The 17,657-nt window shown below is 40.1% G+C and carries 17 protein-coding genes; 9 read left to right on the top strand and 8 right to left on the bottom strand.

Annotated features, from left to right (window positions below):
• The first annotated feature begins 8 nt into the window (after positions 1-8).
• On the top strand, positions 9-1,388 hold the full coding sequence (gene radA, locus ACRZ9O_RS00610) for a DNA repair protein RadA (RefSeq protein ID WP_377978287.1): 1,380 nt from the start codon (positions 9-11) through the stop codon (positions 1,386-1,388).
• Here the strand turns inward: radA and truA are convergent.
• The 3 genes from truA to ACRZ9O_RS00595 form a co-directional block, all read right to left on the bottom strand.
• Positions 1,360-2,124: a tRNA pseudouridine(38-40) synthase TruA gene (gene truA, locus ACRZ9O_RS00605; RefSeq protein WP_459455357.1), complete on the bottom strand. Its 765-nt coding sequence runs from the start codon at positions 2,122-2,124 to the stop codon at positions 1,360-1,362. The genes radA and truA overlap by 29 nt on opposite strands.
• A 5-nt stretch (positions 2,125-2,129) precedes the next feature.
• Positions 2,130-4,361, bottom strand: a complete 2,232-nt coding sequence (gene purL / locus ACRZ9O_RS00600; protein WP_459455355.1) for a phosphoribosylformylglycinamidine synthase subunit PurL — start codon at positions 4,359-4,361, stop codon at positions 2,130-2,132.
• A 357-nt stretch (positions 4,362-4,718) separates the two neighbouring features.
• Complete coding sequence (locus ACRZ9O_RS00595) at positions 4,719-5,291, bottom strand: nucleotidyltransferase family protein (protein ID WP_459455353.1); 573 nt, start codon at positions 5,289-5,291, stop codon at positions 4,719-4,721.
• Positions 5,292-5,355: 64 nt separating this feature from the next.
• Between ACRZ9O_RS00595 and ACRZ9O_RS00590 the strand changes: the two genes are divergently transcribed.
• Genes ACRZ9O_RS00590 through ACRZ9O_RS00570 form a run of 5 tightly spaced genes read left to right on the top strand, consistent with a single transcriptional unit; the run spans position 5,356 to position 9,173 of the window.
• Entirely contained in the window at positions 5,356-6,519 is a 1,164-nt protein-coding gene (locus tag ACRZ9O_RS00590) for a class I SAM-dependent methyltransferase (RefSeq protein ID WP_459455351.1), read from the top strand.
• Positions 6,520-6,540: 21 nt separating this feature from the next.
• Positions 6,541-7,212, top strand: coding sequence for a zinc ribbon domain-containing protein (locus ACRZ9O_RS00585; protein WP_459455349.1), 672 nt, complete (start codon positions 6,541-6,543; stop codon positions 7,210-7,212).
• Positions 7,209-7,481 carry a hypothetical protein gene (locus ACRZ9O_RS00580; RefSeq protein ID WP_459455347.1) on the top strand — a complete coding sequence of 91 codons (273 nt, stop codon included), beginning with the start codon at positions 7,209-7,211 and terminating at the stop codon, positions 7,479-7,481. The genes ACRZ9O_RS00585 and ACRZ9O_RS00580 overlap by 4 nt, the downstream gene beginning before the upstream one ends.
• Position 7,482: 1 nt before the next feature.
• Positions 7,483-7,938 (top strand): hypothetical protein, encoded by a 456-nt coding sequence (locus ACRZ9O_RS00575; protein ID WP_459455345.1) that lies wholly within the window; start codon positions 7,483-7,485, stop codon positions 7,936-7,938.
• On the top strand, positions 7,935-9,173 hold the full coding sequence (locus ACRZ9O_RS00570) for a dicarboxylate/amino acid:cation symporter (RefSeq protein ID WP_459455343.1): 1,239 nt from the start codon (positions 7,935-7,937) through the stop codon (positions 9,171-9,173). Before ACRZ9O_RS00575 ends, ACRZ9O_RS00570 begins: the two co-directional genes overlap by 4 nt.
• Here ACRZ9O_RS00570 and ACRZ9O_RS00565 read toward each other — a convergent pair.
• Together ACRZ9O_RS00565 and rbfA are read right to left on the bottom strand one after the other, a co-directional pair.
• The gene (locus ACRZ9O_RS00565; protein WP_459455341.1) at positions 9,166-10,398 is read right to left on the bottom strand and encodes an ABC transporter permease; all 1,233 of its coding nucleotides are present in this window, start codon (positions 10,396-10,398) and stop codon (positions 9,166-9,168) included. The two genes, ACRZ9O_RS00570 and ACRZ9O_RS00565, sit on opposite strands and share 8 nt — an antisense overlap.
• Before the next feature lies 1 nt (position 10,399).
• Positions 10,400-10,795 carry a 30S ribosome-binding factor RbfA gene (gene rbfA, locus ACRZ9O_RS00560; protein WP_459455339.1) on the bottom strand — a complete coding sequence of 132 codons (396 nt, stop codon included), beginning with the start codon at positions 10,793-10,795 and terminating at the stop codon, positions 10,400-10,402.
• A 100-nt stretch (positions 10,796-10,895) separates the two neighbouring features.
• Here rbfA and ACRZ9O_RS00555 point away from each other — a divergent pair, with 100 nt between their 5' ends.
• On the top strand, positions 10,896-12,251 hold the full coding sequence (locus ACRZ9O_RS00555; protein WP_459455337.1) for a hypothetical protein: 1,356 nt from the start codon (positions 10,896-10,898) through the stop codon (positions 12,249-12,251).
• Positions 12,252-12,253: 2 nt separating this feature from the next.
• Here the strand turns inward: ACRZ9O_RS00555 and rpiB are convergent, their stop codons facing one another.
• Positions 12,254-12,697 carry a ribose 5-phosphate isomerase B gene (gene rpiB, locus ACRZ9O_RS00550; RefSeq protein WP_459455335.1) on the bottom strand — a complete coding sequence of 148 codons (444 nt, stop codon included), beginning with the start codon at positions 12,695-12,697 and terminating at the stop codon, positions 12,254-12,256.
• Between the two features lie 69 nt (positions 12,698-12,766).
• Between rpiB and ACRZ9O_RS00545 the strand changes: the two genes are divergently transcribed.
• Positions 12,767-13,489, top strand: a complete 723-nt coding sequence (locus ACRZ9O_RS00545) for an LOG family protein (protein WP_459455333.1) — start codon at positions 12,767-12,769, stop codon at positions 13,487-13,489.
• Here the strand turns inward: ACRZ9O_RS00545 and ACRZ9O_RS00540 are convergent.
• Together ACRZ9O_RS00540 and ACRZ9O_RS00535 are read right to left on the bottom strand one after the other, a co-directional pair.
• The gene (locus ACRZ9O_RS00540) at positions 13,486-15,153 is read right to left on the bottom strand and encodes a PHP domain-containing protein (protein ID WP_459455331.1); all 1,668 of its coding nucleotides are present in this window, start codon (positions 15,151-15,153) and stop codon (positions 13,486-13,488) included. The two genes, ACRZ9O_RS00545 and ACRZ9O_RS00540, sit on opposite strands and share 4 nt — an antisense overlap.
• A gap of 13 nt (positions 15,154-15,166) precedes the next feature.
• A complete protein-coding gene (locus ACRZ9O_RS00535; protein ID WP_459455329.1) occupies positions 15,167-15,634 on the bottom strand; it encodes a methylated-DNA--[protein]-cysteine S-methyltransferase in 468 nt (155 codons plus the stop codon).
• A 149-nt stretch (positions 15,635-15,783) separates the two neighbouring features.
• On the opposite strand from ACRZ9O_RS00535, the gene ACRZ9O_RS00530 reads away from it, so the two are divergent.
• Complete coding sequence (locus ACRZ9O_RS00530; RefSeq protein WP_459455327.1) at positions 15,784-17,217, top strand: circularly permuted type 2 ATP-grasp protein; 1,434 nt, start codon at positions 15,784-15,786, stop codon at positions 17,215-17,217.
• Positions 17,218-17,657: the final 440 nt, after the last annotated feature.

Below are 17,657 nucleotides of genomic sequence, written 5' to 3'. Positions count from 1 at the left end.
TAAACCTCATGGCCAAAGCTAAAACGTCTTTTTTCTGTCAATCGTGTGGTCACTCCGCGCCAAAGTGGTTAGGTAAGTGTCCTTCTTGCGGGGAATGGAATACGTTCGTGGAGGAATTAGTAGAGGCGACTAATCATCCGGCAGAGGTTTGGAAGACAAAAGGAAGTCCTAAATCAGCCGCGAAGCCTAAGTTATTGAACGAAGTTAGCTTCGAAAACTTACCTAAATTGACTTGCTCTGATCCTGAATTCAATCGGGTTTTAGGCGGTGGCATCGTTCCTGGTTCACTCGTATTAATCGGTGGAGAACCAGGCATCGGGAAATCAACCCTTTTACTTCAAGTAGCACTTTCTTTAACCCAGACACGTGTTTTATATGTCACTGGGGAAGAATCGGAACAGCAAATTAAATTGAGAGCAGATCGCTTAGCTGCGAAATCTGACTCTTTATATATTTTAACGGAGACGAACACACAATCGATCTTTAGGCACCTAGTTGACCTTGAGCCCGAATTAATCATAGTTGATTCGATACAAACCCTGTTTTCTGATCAAATCGAGTCAGGCCCAGGTTCTGTTTCACAGATTCGAGAATGTGCGTTGGAATTAATGCGATTTGCAAAAGAGAGTGGCACGCCCATCTTCTTGGTAGGTCACATTACCAAAGAAGGTTCCATCGCCGGACCTAAAGTCCTAGAACACCTTGTAGACACCGTTTTGCAGTTCGAAGGCGATCGCCACATGATCTACCGCATTTTACGCACAACGAAAAACCGTTTTGGCTCGACTTCCGAATTAGGGATCTACGAAATGCTAGGAAGCGGATTGCGACCTGTCACAAACCCATCCGAAATTCTCTTGTCGCAACGCGATGAACCTTCTTCCGGCATCGCTATCGGTACCTTAATGGAAGGGAATCGTCCTTTATTAGTGGAAATCCAATCCTTAGTAAGCGCTTCCTCTTATGGTAATGCCCAAAGAACCGCGAACGGATACGATGGAAAACGTTTAAGTATGTTGATCGCTGTTTTGGAAAAAAGAGGCGGTTATAAACTTGCCACACAAGATGTTTTCTTAAATATCACGGGAGGAATACGGGTTGATGATCCTGCATTGGATTTAGCTACCTGTATGTCCTTAGTTTCTTCTTACGAGGATAAAATTATCGACTCGTCCATCTGTTTTGCAGCAGAAGTAGGATTAGGAGGAGAATTACGTTCTGTGACTCGAATTGATCAGCGAATCGCTGAAGCAGAGAAACTAGGCTTTAAGGAAATTTGGATCAGCAAGTACAATTTGAAAGGCTTAAATTATAAGCCCAATAAAATCAAAGTACAATCAGCTGCGACCTTATTGGATGTTATCCTGCACATTTGGCGCCAAAAATAGCCGAAGGATATTGCACTTCTAAGAGATGTAATCCGCGAGCAGGTACGGCACGACCGGCTTTACAACGGTCTTTCGAGTCTAAAATTTCTTGTAATTGATTTTTCGATAAGCGCCCTTGTCCTACTTCTAACAAAGTTCCCACGACCGCACGAACCATTCCACGTAAGAATCGATTGCCTTGAATCGTAAATACCAGTTCTTCCCCTCTCCAAGCCCAGGAAGCCTGCATAATCGTACATTCAAAAGTGGCCACTTCGGTCTTCACTTTCGAGAAACACTGGTAATCTGTGTGCTGAAAAAACAGAGAAGCCGCCTCATTCATCGCGTCTACATCTAAATCGACGCCGAAACGATAAGCAAACTGAACATTAAATGGGCTTTTCAATGGACTAATGCGGTATTCATAGGTCCTCGAGAGCGCCGCGAATCGCGCATGAAAATCATCCGCTACTTGGTAAATTCCTTGAACAGCTAAAGAATCAGGCAACATGCGATTTAATCGAAATACCCAGTTTTCCTTGACTTTTTTACCCTCAGGCAAATCAAAGTGCGCATATTGTTGATGTGCATGCACGCCTGTATCTGTGCGAGAACTTCCCACAATTTCGAGCGAAGACCCTAGCAATAAACTTAATTTATCTTGCAAAACCGACTGGACCGTCGTTGCATTGGGCTGAATTTGGTAGCCATGAAAAGAGCCGCCATCGTACGAAAAAGCGAGTAGATAGCGGCTCATTTTACTTATTTCATTAAAGCAGTTTCTAAAGCAGTATCAAATGATTGATACGCAGCAGCCACAGAACTCAAAACAGCTCCATCAGCCACCATATCCGTCCCTTGAACAGATCCTAGAGCTGAGAATTGAACGCCTTGTGTCTGCAAAGCAGCTTCAAAAGCCTCTTTCTTCGCAGAATCCACTGAAACGACCACACGGGATTGCGCTTCTCCGAACCAGAATGCATCTTGACGAATCGCCACATCTGAGGTAACGTTAAATCCTAAACCACGAGGAAAAGAAGATTCCGCTAATGTCACTAACAAACCACCATCAGACACATCGTGAGCTGATTCAATTAATTTATTGGTGATTAAAGCCGAAATCGCCTTTTGTACCTTTTGTTCCGTTGCTAAATCAAAATGCGGTGCTGGAGTTGCTTTGATACCCTTGTAAGAATACACATATTCTGAAGAAGCAATATCATTCACTGATTCACCCACTAAATAGATGGCATCACCTTCTTTTTTGAAGTCTAACGTCATCTTATTCGCCGGATCCTCTAAAATACCTAACATACCAATCGTCGGTGTAGGGAATACAGGACCTTCATCAGAAGACTGGTTGTAGAAGGAAACGTTACCACCTGTTACGGGTGTTTCAAACGCCTCACATGATTTCTTCATTCCCTTAATTGCACCCACAAATTGCCAGTATACTTCTGGAACGTATGGATTACCAAAATTCAAACAGTTCGTAATCGCCACCGGCACACCACCCGAACATACAATGTTACGAGCCGCTTCCGCCACCGCCATCGCACATCCTTCTTCCGGATCAGCGTTTACATAGCGTGAATTACAATCTACGGTGATTACAATGGATTTTTGAGAGCCATGTACTTTCACAACTGCTGCATCCGAAGGTGCATTGGTATTGCGATTCGCACGACCAATCGATGAATCATATTGTTGAGCCACCCACTTCTTAGAAGCGATATTCGGGTGATTCATCATGTAGTTCAAAGCCTTTGGCAATTCTTCCTTAGGCAAATCATTTACGGATTCTATCTTAAATTTCTTGAATTCTTGGAAGTAAGCAGGCTCTTTGTATTCGCGGTGGTATACCGGAGCACCCCCACCTAATACTAAATCATCTGCAGGAACATCCGCCACTAACACACCATCTTGATAGAATTCAAGACGTTTTGTATCCGTCACGGTACCAATTTGCTCACAATTTAAATCCCACTTATCAAAAATACGTTTCGCTTCATGCTCACGACCCTTTTCCACCACGATTAACATACGCTCTTGAGACTCAGATAACAAGATCTCAAATGGTTGCATGTTCGGTTGACGTGTAGGAACTTTGGAAAGATCAATAATCATTCCATGTTCTCCTTTCGCAGACATTTCAGACGTCGAGCAAATAATACCCGCCGCACCCATATCTTGAATACCGATTACACATCCTGCTTCGATGATTTCCAAAGAAGCCTCTAATAACAATTTCTCCTGGAATGGATCGCCTACTTGAACCGCAGGTAATTTCTCTGACGACTTCGCCGTAATATCTTCCGAGGCAAAACTCGCACCACCGATTCCATCTTTACCTGTAGCCGAACCTACGATAAATACCCCGTTACCCACGCCATAGGAAATAGCAGAAGCCTGCGTTCCTACTTTTAAAATACCCGCAGAAAAAGCATTTACTAATGGGTTAACATTATAACAATCATCGAATTGAACCTCACCACCCACGGTAGGGATTCCAAAGGCATTACCATAATCTCCAATCCCCTTCACGACACCTTTTACTAACCACTTCGTTTTCGCTAAATCAATATTACCAAAACGTAAGGAATTTAATTGCGCAATCGGACGCGCACCCATCGTGAAAATATCCCGATTAATTCCACCCACACCTGTCGCCGCACCTTGGTAAGGCTCTAAAGCCGACGGGTGATTATGTGATTCAATCTTAAATGCACAGCCTAAACCATCCCCCAAATCAACCAAACCCGCATTTTCCTCACCCGCTTTCGCTAACATACGTGGCGAGTCTTTAGGCAAAGTCTTCAACCAAACGATTGAATTCTTATAGCTACAGTGCTCAGACCACATCACAGAGAAAATCGACAATTCGGTAAAATTAGGTTTGCGACCTAAAATCTCCTGAATGCGATCATATTCCTCGGGTAATAATCCTAATTTTTTGGCTGTTTCGACGGTGGGAAGGGTTCCGATTGATTCCACTTAATTGAGTTTAAAATTGAAATGCAAAGATAGGAAATCTAGAGTAGAGAGCAAAGAGTATAGAGTAGAGAGTAGAGAGAAAACACATCTAATATCTTTACTCTCTTATCTACTCTCTCTAATCTCAAACTTAAAGCATAAAGCATAGAGCACAAAGTATAAATCTGGAATAAAAAATGGCTTAAGCCCATTTTTTATAATATAAGTAATTTTAGATCTCCAATAATACACAAGTATTCAACTGAAAACTTTTCATCCATTCATTCGTGCAGCGAATACCTACTTTGCTCTTTGTGCTTTGCTCTTTGTGCTTTGAATTTAAAGAATGTCCGGTGGTTAAAACCACCCGGACATTCTTTAAATCCCCCAATACTCCCGATCCTCCGGAACATCGACATCTCGGAATTTGTCTGAAAAGTGGATGATCTCACAGAGCATTGGATTTTGGCGCCAAAATTTTCCTAAACCTTGATCTCCACTCCAACGACTAAAAAGTGGACGCAAAGCCTTTGGAATGAGTACAGGTGGTGAATTAACCCCTTGAAACGAAGCAACAATAGCTCGGTCTGGATTCGCAAGGGATATGATATTTTTCATGTGCGCATTCGTCAAAAAGGGTAAATCACACAAAAGAACTAGTACCGCCTTTTGCTGATCAATAGCTCTAAGGCCTACAGCAAGTGATTCTCCCATTCCTTTTTCCCACTTTTCCACTTGAACATAGGACAGCCGGGGAAATTCTTTTTGTAAATTCTCCATGATTCTGACTGTCTTTTCCACCTCCGCACCTAAACAAACGACCACCTCTTGACATACACTAAACGATAAGCGTATAGAACGCTCTAAAAGGCTTTGGCCTTGATATACTAATAATTGTTTCGCTTCTCCTAAACGGGACGAAGCACCCGCTGCTAGAATTAATCCGGTCATTTGCTCTTTTGAATTTCACTAATTTAAATAAAAATAATTAAAGCTTAGGTGCTAATTTTAGGGCATGCTTCGAGAAAATGAAATCCAATTTATTCAAGAGAACCTGCACAGGGACCCGGTTGCAATTGCATTAGAAGCCGCTAAGTACCCAGATTTTGACATTCCTGTTTTAGTAGGCCAAATCAAAGCCAGACAAAAACTCAAAGACAAAATGCCTCATTGGGTGGCGAATGAAAAGGTGTTTTTTCCTCCTTCTTTGGCCCTAGAACAATCTTCCTCAGAAGAAACGGCACATTTTAAGGCTTCCCTCCTACATGGAAAAGTCGTGGACCTAACGGGAGGTATGGGTTTAGACAGTTATGCATTCGCACAAGCTGGCTCCGTAGTCGATTATATCGAAAGACAAGAAGAACTTGCTAAAATCACTACCTACAATCACACGATATTAAAAGCAGGAAACATCCAGCACCACACAGGCGATAGTTTAAAATGGCTTTCAGCGTATGCGGAATTATTCGACTTCATCTATATAGACCCTGCCCGCAGAGATGGGGCTGGGAACAAAGTCGTCCAGTTACAGGATTGTGAACCCAATGCCTTGAAATTAATCAACTATATCAACGATAAAACCAGTTTACTGATAAAAACGAGTCCCCTATTGGATTTAGATCGGGCCACTAAGGAATTACAAGGGGTAGAAAAGATTTATATTGTCTGTGTCAAAAATGAGGTAAAAGAGTTGCTCTTTTTAAAGACGTCGCAATCTACGGAAGATCCTTCAATCGAAGTAATCGAATTAAGTCAAGTTAATACACTACTATTTAAAGGTCAAAAATCAACAGAATCAGCAAGCATTTGCGACTTCGGGCCTATTTCAAACTACCTATATGAACCTCACTCAGGAGTACTGAAGGCTGGATTTTTTAAATCAGTGGCTAAAGGTTTGCAGAAAATAGCGCCTAACACTCATTTATATACTTCTGAAGACCTACACACTAATTTTGCGGGAAGAACGTTTGAAGTTTTGGCGGAGGGACCTTTGGAAAAAAAATGGATTTATTCCGTTTTACCTGGCCAGCAAGCGAATATCTCAACCCGAAATTTCCCGATAAAGGCTGATGAAATTCGAAAAAAAATTCAATTAAAAGATGGAGGAGAGTTTACTCTTTTCGCTTTCAGAGATCAAGCAAATAAAAACAAGGTTGTCCTAGCTAAAAAAATCTCCTAACTTTAGTAAAAATTTCATCAAATGAAAAAAATCACCCTACTACTTTTCCTTTCAGTAAGCGCTTTATCAGCGTCAGCTCAAGTTTTTTCTGGTATGTCTGAAGTAGATAAATCGAAAAAAGAAGGAGTTTATACCTTTGTTAATACACAAGAAAAATATGCCCGAGCAAGCTGGAAAGCTTATTTAAGCAAATTTGGTAAAGTAATCGAAGGGAAAAATGGTACTTATTCAAGTGCTGATTTTAAGGTTTCTGGGATCTCAGACAGCCCATTGACGCTTATATCAAAGGTTTCAGAAGAAAATAAGAAAGTAAAACTTTTCATTTCGATCGCCACAGGTCCTGACGAATATATCCAAACAGGTCACGCTAAACTAAATGAAACAAGCGCTTGGATTGAAGAATTTATCAAACTAGTTGATTTAGAAGAAGGCGTTCGTATCGAGGAAAACAAATTAGCTGAATTGACTTCAGCGCAATCGAAAAACACCAAACATGCGGAACGTTTAATTCGTGAATTAGACTCTAATTCCCGCCAGATCAACAACTTAGAGGAGCGATTAAAAGAAGCTAAAATCGAAAAGGAAAAAATCTTAACCAATCAGGTTCAAAATAAATTAGATCAAAAAGCAAAAGAAGAAGAAATAGCTGCCCAAAAATTAGCCGTAGAATCAGCGAAACAAAAAATTAAATGAGAAAACTGATCATCGCCCTTTTCACGATTTCCCTTTTCTGTAATTTCGGCAGAGTGGAGTATTCCGCGCTCAATCCGAAGGCAAAAACAATACAAACAGATTCAACAGCTAGAATAGCTACTGCGAATAACACGAAAGTAATAAGCAGTGAATTACCTGCCGATCAAGAATCACCTGAAACTACAGAGGAGAACACAGGTTGGGCAAAATATGTAGCGCTAGGCATCAAAACTTTTTTTGCAACCTTGTTAAAAATTTTGGTAGCTTAATATGCTATCCTACTCCATCTCTACTCCTGTTCAAGCTCCGGTCAGCCACGTAAAAGAACTTTTTACAGCTGAATTGCTTGTTAAATTATCCCCTCCCTTTCCTACTGTCGCTTTACAGCGATTTGATGGTTGCAAAAAAGACGATAATGTCATCCTTGTTATTAACCTAGTTATTTTGAAAGTCACTTGGAGTTCACTGATCATTGAAGACCAAGAAACGGACGATGAATGGTATTTTATTGACCAAGGAGTCAAAATGCCCTTTGGTCTACAGTATTGGCAGCACAAGCATCGGGTAAAGAAAACCTCCGAAGGCGCTTGCGAAATTATCGATGAAATTTCGTTCGATACGCGTAATGCATTTTTGAATTACCTTCTTTTCCCCTTTCTTTGGGGAATGATTTTTTACAGAAAACCATTTTATAAAAAGTATTTATCTCTCGTCAACCCGCTATGAAATTAACCTTAACTAATAAGATTATCATTGGCTTTATCCTAGGCCTTGTGCTGGGTGAGTTCTTTTTCCTCTATTTTGCACCAGAAGTTAGCCACGATTTAGGGGCTAAAGTTCAGATTGTTTCTAAGATTTTCCTTCGTCTGATTAAGATGATTGTGGGTCCCTTGGTATTCTGTACTCTTGTAGTGGGTATCGCGAAATTAGGCGATTTTAAAGCAGTAGGTCGGATTGGAATCAAAACCATTGGATATTTCTATTTCGCCACTATCCTTTCGCTTGTTACGGGTCTCGTCGTGGTTAATATTACTCAACCTGGAAGCCTACAAAGCTGGCCTAAGCCGGCAGCTGGCACAGAAACTGGGATTGATTCTTCTAAGGCTAAAACAATGGAAGATTTCATTCTACATATCTTCCCAGACAGCTTTTTTAAGGCTTTGGCAGAAAACGAAATCCTTCAAATTGTCATTTTCTCTCTATTCTTTGGTGTAGCATTAGGCTCCATCGGTGAGGTAGGAAAACGATTAATTCATGTCTTCGAAAATTTAGCGGAAGTCATCTTTAAAATGGTGAATTATGTGATGGAAGTGGCTCCTTATGCAGTATTTGCAGCGATGACAACCGTGGTAGCGAATAAAGGCTTAAGTATTTTGATTAGCTATGGCTACTTAATGATCTGCTTTTTAGGAGGTTTATTATTCTTTACCGTGGTCATCCTATGGATCATTTGTTTAGCTAATGGAATCCCCTATTGGAGGTTATTAAAAGAGTTAAAGGAAGCTCTTTTGATTTCCTTTTCCACAGCCAGTTCTGAAGCATCCTTTCCTCAAACCATTGCAGCACTAGAGAAATTTGGATGCTCAAGACGTATTGTCGGTTTTGTATTACCCTTAGGATATAGCTTTAATCTGGATGGATCGATGCTTTACATGACATTTGCCACAGGTTTCATTGCGCAAGCTTATGGTGTGCATTTAAGTTTAGAGCAGCAAATCACTATGTTATTAACGCTCATGATTACCTCCAAAGGGATAGCTGGTGTACCACGCGCATCGCTTGTCATCATTGCGGGTACTTTAACGATGTTCAATCTTCCGGCGGAAGGAATCGCACTTTTATTAGGCGTTGATCCGTTTTTAGATATGGGCAGAACGGTCACCTCTGTTGCAGGAAATGGAGTTGCCACCTGTGTGGTTTCGAAATGGGAAGGAGAATTTAATCCGCCTTTGGCTAATTAACTTTCTGATTAAATGTCATTTGTACTGCTTTTCGAGCAGGGATGATAGAGGCCAAAAATGTGATGACAATCACAACTACAGCGGTCATCAAAAAATCAAACCATTCCATTTGAATGGGATATGAATCAATCAAAGCGTTCGGGATTCCTAAAGGGATAATTCCGAACGTTTGTTGTATCCAGCCCAGAATAAATCCGACTATCATTCCCACTATTGCACCCGAAAAGCTAATAAATAAGCCTACTGACAGAAAAATACGCAATAACTGCTGCTGTGTTATTCCCATCGCTAACAAGGTTCTTAAGTCTTTTCGCTTCTCAATGACTAATAGAGAAAGGGCATAAAAAAGGGTAAAGGAGGCAATTCCCATGATAAATGCCATGAGAATAAACACAAATAATTTTTCAATTTTGATTGCGCGCAATAAAATAGCATGTTGTTGATTGCGTGTTTGAACATCAAACGTAGCACCTAAAATGGTTTGAATCGCCTTTTGGACATCCACCTCATTTGCCCCTTCATTTAACATCACATCAACTCGAGAGACCGAATTAGAATCAGCTAGAGTTAATTCTCGCATCCAGGGCAGCGGGACAAGAATCATTTGATTATCAAACATTTGTTCCACTTGCAAAACGCCTGAAGGAAAAAAGGTTTTTAAGTTAGCCGCATCCTCATTTAGTTGAAATTTAGCTAAAGCCTTTTGATTCGGATACCAAACCTCAACTGGATGGATTACATCATCAAAACTCATCCCAATAGACATAAATACTCCCGCTCCTACCATTCCAAAAGAATTTCCTTCATATTCCACCAAATAATCGCCATCCACCACCTGATCCCTTAATCGCCTCGATGATATGAAAGATGAATCGATTCCTTTTAAAGTCACTACTAGTTGCTTCCCATTGTAGCGAATTAAAGCTTGATCCTCTAAGATGGGCTGAACAGAACGGACTCCAGAAACTTTAGCCAGCTGATTAAATTGAGTAGAAGTCAAGGAAAAACGTGTATCTGACGCGGAAATAACTGTTAAATCAGGATCGAAGGTTTTGAACAAACCTTTCTGAAAATCCTCTAAACCATTAAAAACAGATAGAATTAGAACTAAGGCCATCACCTCCACCCCCACTCCGATCATCGAAATACGAGAAATTAAGGTGATAAAACTCGCCTTAAATGGGGAAAAAAAATACCTTTTCGCAACAAATAAGGAAATACTCATTTTAATCTATTTCATCAGTCACACGATTAGGCATATCGCCATCAGCAGGTGGGATAACCAAACCTTCAAATAAAGCTTCGATCTTAGCTGCATAGGCAGCCGTATCATCTAGGAAGAACACTAAATTAGGAATTATACGTACTTGCTTACGAATTCGATTAGCAAGGGCATTTCGAATGGCTTTGTTTGCGAGATCGATCTGATCCATCACCGCTTCACGATCATCGATGAGCAAGAAACTTAAATAACAACGAGCGACTGAAAGATCTGGACTAATTTTCACCTCCGTCACAGTCACCATTCCATTTCCAAAAATCATTTTAAATTCCTTTTGAAAAATATCACTTAAATCCTTTTGTATTTGACGGCCAAATTTTTGCTGACGCTTCGTTTCCATGCTTGCTCTCTATTTTCAGGTCTTTTTATCTCAAAAAACACCTACAAATTTCATAATAATAATTGGAATCACCGTAATTTAGCGCTTCGTTTAGCCAAATATGTTACAATTTATTAAATCCAATAGCTTAATTTCCATTCTACTCTTTAGTCTACTAGGGGTATTTTTTGCTTTTCTGCAGACTCAGCAGGGATTTAACTATTTTCCATGGGAAATAAAGAACTATTTAATTGGGCAAAAACTGAATCAAGGATTTCGATTGTATAAAGACATACGCGACAATACGGGTCCATTTGCCACTGGATTTTACCAGCTTTTAGATATAGTAAACATTCCCCTGTCCTCCAATGCTTACATTGCATTGGGAATCATTTCCATTCAGGCCTATATCTTTCATCAAACCATTTCCACCTTTGAACTAATGCCTAAGCTGGGCGGATTGGCCTTTGGTATTTATCTATTACTGTTTCACCTGACAACAGAATTCTATGTCCCAGATCCGGCACTTTTAGGGCTAACCTTTTTATTACTTGCTTGGAGAGAGATTATTCAGCAACAAAAAACACTATTAGTGAATGACCGAGTTTTTTTAGTTGGAATTTATATCGCCATTTCCACCTTGATATTCCCAGCCTATTTTTGGCTTCTTCCTTGGGCATTACTCAGTTTATTGTTTTTCTCAGGTATTTCTATCCGACAAGTGATTTTAATTTTAATCGGTTATATAATCGTTTTAACGATTACTTCGATTGTATTTTCCTTTCGAGGAAACCTTTCCTATTTAATACTAGTCTTTCAAAATTCAGCCTTTGAATTTCAATTAATCTCGCTTGACGAAGCAAAGAAAGTTTTATTGTTTTACTCACCTGCCATACTATTTGGAATCGTTGGGTTATATAAAGTAGTGGGGAATCCTAAAATTAGGGCACATGCTCAGAAGGTGCAGCAAACCACCTTAATTTGGCTATTTTTCAGCTTAATTGCCATAACTAATTTTCCTGCCTATTACCGAATAAACTTTGTCTTATTATTACCTCCACTAGCCTATCTTGGACTCAATCTCTTTTATTTAATTAAAAAAAATTGGCAAAGGGAGCTCATATTATTGACTTTAGTGGGGTCAGTTGTGCTTATTCATAGATTAGATTATGTGAATAACCCGCATCTGAGAATAATTCCGATCAGTGGGCAAAAACTACTCATATTAGGCCCTGAAATTGAAGAATACCTGCACAATGAAATGGCAGGTCCATTTGTGAATTGGGATTTAGCGAAACCCCTACTAAATCAATTGAATTCGTATAAAAACGTGATTATCGTCCAGGAATACTTCACGAAAGACCAACCCAATTACATCTACGATTCTGAAGGATATTTTACCAAAATCTCGCAATATATTCCCTCCATCACGGATCAATATAAGCTTGTCAGTCCTAAACTTTACAAAAAGAGATAAGATTAGCAGCAAGAAATCTTGTTTACTCTGCCTTGGTGACGACCTCCTTCAAATGGAGTATCTAAAAACACCTGCAAACAAGCTTTTGCTTCTTCTAAAGAGATAAATCGTACAGGAAGGCATAACACATTCGCATCATTGTGTTGACGAACCAAAGCAGCCACCTCTGTATTCCAAGCCAAACCTGCGCGTATACCTTGGTGCTTATTAGCCGTAATTGCCACGCCATTCGCGCTTCCACATAATAATAAACCAAAACTTACCTCCCCTTTTTCTACCGCATCTGCTACAGGATGTGCAAAATCGGGATAATCTACAGAGTCAGCAGAATAAGTACCACAATCTTTTACTGAGATGTCTTTGGCCTCTAAAAAAGCGATCAAATCATTCTTGTAATCAAAACCAGCGTGATCTCCGCCAACTGCGAAACTTAAGGGAGTATTCATAAAATTGTGATTTATTTTTTGCAAAGGTAAATGGTTTAGTCCTACATTTAGGAAACAATTAGTAAAAATATGACGGAGAAAAACTGGAAAGAAGAAGAAGAGAAAATCAAACAAGCTTTTGGCGACAAAACCTGGGCTCAGATTAAATCAGAGGAGTCTTGGCGTATTTTCAAGATTATGAGTGAGTTCGTAGAGGGCATCGATAAATTATCAAAAATCGGCCCATGTGTATCTATTTTTGGATCTGCTCGAACGATTCCAGAAAATCCCTATTATAAAGTAGCAGAGGAAATTGCGGCGAAATTAGTTCGCCACGGATATGGTGTCATCACCGGTGGTGGACCTGGAATTATGGAAGCGGGAAATAAAGGAGCTGCTAGCGAAAGAGGTCGTAGTGTAGGCCTGAATATCGAATTACCCTTTGAACAAACCCCCAATCCCTACATCGACTCAGACAAAAACATCAATTTCGACTTTTTCTTTGTGCGCAAAGTGATGTTTGTGAAGTACTCTCAAGGGTTTATCATTATGCCGGGTGGATTCGGAACGTTGGATGAGATGTTCGAATCGTTAACCCTTATTCAAACACATAAAATAGGCCGTTTCCCAGTTGTATTAGTCGGAAAAGACTATTGGGGAGGATTAATCGACTGGATGAAAAAGACCATGGTGGCCGCAGGAAATATTCACGAAGAAGATTTGGAATTATTTGCCCTTGTGGACACGCCTACAGAGGCCGTTCGCGTAATTGACGATTTCTATGCGAAGTACTTATTGAAACCTAATTTTTAGTTTTTAGCGAAAAAGGTTTTTATATCTGCCAAAGACAAAGCATTCAACGTCAACTCTTTTAAAAGCCCCCCTTTTCGCCCTACTTTTACCCCCCATTCCATATCCTGTAAACCGGCGATAGCATGGGCATCAGGATTGATGGAAACAAACACTCCTTTATCCATCGCCTCATAGATGTGACGCCAGTCCAAGTCCAATCGATACGGACTGGCATTTAATTCAATACTCACCCCATTCGCCTTACAAGCATCTAAAATTTTAGACATCAGCAACGGAAACCCAGGTCTTGCCAGTAACAATCGACCCGTCGGATGTCCCAAAATAGAGGTATATGGATTTTCAATGGCTTTCATTACTCTAGGCATCGCTTTCTCTAAATCCATAGTCAAACCGGCATGAACGGAGGCCACCACATAATCAAAAGAAGATAAAACAGAGGCATCATAATCCAAACTACCATCTGGTAAGATATCTGCTTCGATCCCTTTTAATACCTTAAAATCACTCCACTGTGCATTTAATTGATCTATTTCTCCGTGTTGACGAATCACATCTTCTTCTTTCAATCCACCCGCATAGGCGGCATATTTTGAGTGATCGGCGATGCCAAAATAGCTCAATCCTAAAGCACGGCAAGCTTCGGCCATTTCTGCCAATGTATTCTTTCCGTCTGAATAGGTAGAGTGATTGTGTAAACATCCACGTAAATCAGCGTGTTGAATTAAAGCTTTGCCTCCGTGCTTAGCATGCCAATCAAATTCCTGTAAGCCCTCTCGCATCTCAGGCACGATATAGGGCAATTGTTGAGAATCATAGATCTCTTTGTCATTTGATAGCTCTTTTCCCTCAAAACGCTCATAAAAATTAACTTGAGCCAAATGTTCAGGAGAAGCAGATAAAGCAAAAAGTTTCGATATAAACTCAACTGAAGACTCAAAATGTATCTCAATCGGTACCAAGTGACCCTTAGCAAAGCCTCTCCACGTAAAAGGTGAAGATTCCTTCATATCTTCCTCCAGGATATTAACCGCTTGCAATAAGCCAGAAGCACCAAAAAGATCATCCGTCTCCACTAAAAAAACCAAGGAATTAATCACCTCACAATGGCGGCGCAATTCACCTGCGATGGCTACTTCTTTGAAAAAGGTGCTTAATACTTGTGCTATTTCATCCGCTAGATCCTGCGCCTTATTGATTCGTAATTTGCTCGAATTTGATTTTATAAAATGGATATTTAGCGTAACACTTTCCACCACAGCTCCGCCAAAACCTTTTAAATTTGCTAGACGACCATCTTCACAAGCCGCCAATAAATCGTCGATTTCAGTAATTTGTAATTCTTGCCAAATAGTCCTCACCTTATTAGGACCTAAACCTTTAATCTTTAACAGTTGGAGTAAACCAGGTGGCGTTTGTTCGATAATCTGCTCTAAATCAGGACAAGTACCTGAAGAGGCGACGTCTTTAACAAGTTGAACCACCACTTTGCCTACCCCTGGAATGGCTAACAATTGGTCTTCAGGCAAAGAAGAAATCAAACCCGGAAATTTATCGAGACCTCGTGCGGCAAAAGCTAGATTTTTGCTCTTGAATTCATTTACTCCATGTAAATCCCACAACTTTACTAATAACTCGAGCGCATCAACGATTTGATCATTATCCATAGACAAATATAAACTAAAATAAAGTGGCTCCCTCCTTCGCTAATAACCATTCCTTCCGCCACAATCCGCCACTGTATCCCACAAGTTTACCTGTGGAACCGATGACGCGGTGGCAAGGATGGAAGAGTAAAATCGGATTCTGACCATTGGCAGTACCTACTGCCTGGGCTCCTTTCGGTATATCTATGCGCTTGGCAATTTCAGCATAGGTTGCAGTGGAACCAGTCGGAATTTCTGTTAAAGCAGACCACACTTTTTGTTGAAAGGATGTTCCGACAGACGGATCAATCCGATAATTTTGTAGTATACCCGTATCAAAATAGGATTGTAAATATCCTTTAATCTGCTGAATTTCAATAGGATGATGTAGAATTTCTACCTCTTCTTGCTCTACAAAATAACAAGAGCGCAAACCAGCATCGGCTAATTCCACGCGTAAAATTCCAATCGGACTAGAGAAATAAAATTCTGAGTTCGCCATAAGACCTCAATTTCCCACAAAAAATGGTAAATTTCCAATAATTAAGAGGCTATTATTGGAAATTTTAAAAATTATCAATGATTTGGAAAATCAAAACAAGAATAAAATTCTAAATTAAAACCAAATCAAGCATTTTAACGTATAACATTATGAATTTCTCCTTTAGCAACTACAATACAGAAGGTTTTTTCGATGAAATGTTCGATGAGAACGGGGGTGTCCGCGCTGGTTATGAACATTTTAAAGAACGTGTCGAACAACTCTCTAAAGAAGAATTCTTACGCCGACAACAGTCGGCAGAAAGAGCCTTAATGGCCATGGGCATCACGTTTAATGTATACTCAGAAGAAAATGAAGGAACAGAACGTATCATGCCCGTGGATATCATCCCACGTATTGTGGAAGCAAAAGAATGGGAAAAAATTGAAAAAGGATTAATACAGCGAATCACCGCCTTAAATTTGTTTTTGAATGATATTTACTCAGACCAAAAAATCATCAAAGACGGAATCATTCCAGCCGAGGTCATACACTCTTCTAAAGACTTTTTAAAAGCATGCATTGGCATTAAACCACCTAAAAACATCTATATCCATATTACTGGCACCGATTTAATTAGAGGAGCTGATGGAGAATATATGATTTTGGAAGACAACCTGCGCTGCCCATCCGGTGTTTCGTACATGATGGAAAACAGGGAATTACTTAAACAAACCTTTCCAGAGGTAGTCGCAAAATCACAAATCAGATCCATTTCTGATTACCCGAATAAGTTATTAGAAATGCTACGGTTCATCAGTGACCGTCCAGATCCTACGGTGGTGGTATTAACGCCAGGTATTTATAATTCAGCGTATTTTGAGCACTCCTACCTCGCCCAACAAATGGGTGTAGAATTGGTTGATTCACGTGATTTAGTCGTTCACGAAGGTTATGTAAAAATGCGCACCACTAAAGGCTTCCAAATTGTCGACGTCATATACCGCCGCATAGATGATACATTTTTAGATCCAAAGGCCTTCAACCCGGACTCGATGATTGGAATCCCAGGCATTTTCGAAGTGTATAAAAATGGCAAAGTCGCCATTGCAAATGCTCCGGGTACCGGTGTAGCCGACGATAAAGTAATTTATGCCTACGTTCCTCGAATCATTAAATACTATCTAAACGAAGAACCCATCATTCAAAATGTGAAGACCTACATTTGTTCTGAGGAAGAGGACCGCAACTATGTGTTAGCAAACATTGAGAAATTAGTGGTAAAAGAAGCAAATGAGGCAGGTGGTTATGGTATGTTAATTGGGCCAAAATCTACCAAAGAAGAACAAGAAAAATTCAAAGCTTTAATCCTAAACAATCCGAGAAATTATATCGCGCAACCTACCATCTCTTTATCACGTGTTCCTTGTTTGATCGAAGATCATGCAGAAGGTCGCCACGTGGATCTCAGACCATATATTCTGTATGGCGATGGAGTGAATGTAATGCCCGGGGGGTTAACCCGTGTAGCTTTGAGAAAAGATTCGCTTGTAGTTAATTCGTCTCAAGGGGGTGGGTCGAAAGATACGTGGGTTATGTATTAGGTTTTCGGGGTCTGAATCGTTGAAAGGTCAAATGATTCCGCCCCTCAAACAATAGACAGTGGGCAGTAGTCAGTGGGCAGTAGAATTTAGAGTAAAGATTAGAGAGTATAGAGTAGAGAGTAGAGAGTAGAGAGTAGAGAGTAGAGACACCGAACTGATTAGTGATTGCTGTCCACTGCCCACTGACAACTGTCCACTGCCCACTGCCTAATAGTTACTGATTACTGTCCACTATTTATCATAAAATTTATGGGTATAACATTCCCTTTATTTGGAATTTTCACATCGTTTATTCTGATCTATTACTTAAGTTCACTCAATAGATCAAATGCATTCTTAGCACTTTTTTTCTTGTGCTGCAATCTAATTGTCCTCGTATATTATGGACTGCATTATACGGTTGATCCATTTTGGGAAGGCATTTGCTTCGTTCACTGGCT

It is taken from the genome of Aquirufa sp. HETE-40SA (genome assembly GCF_054558635.1).
The sequence above is the reverse complement of the archived record's forward strand: the minus strand, read 5'-3'. Positions and strand labels throughout refer to the sequence as shown.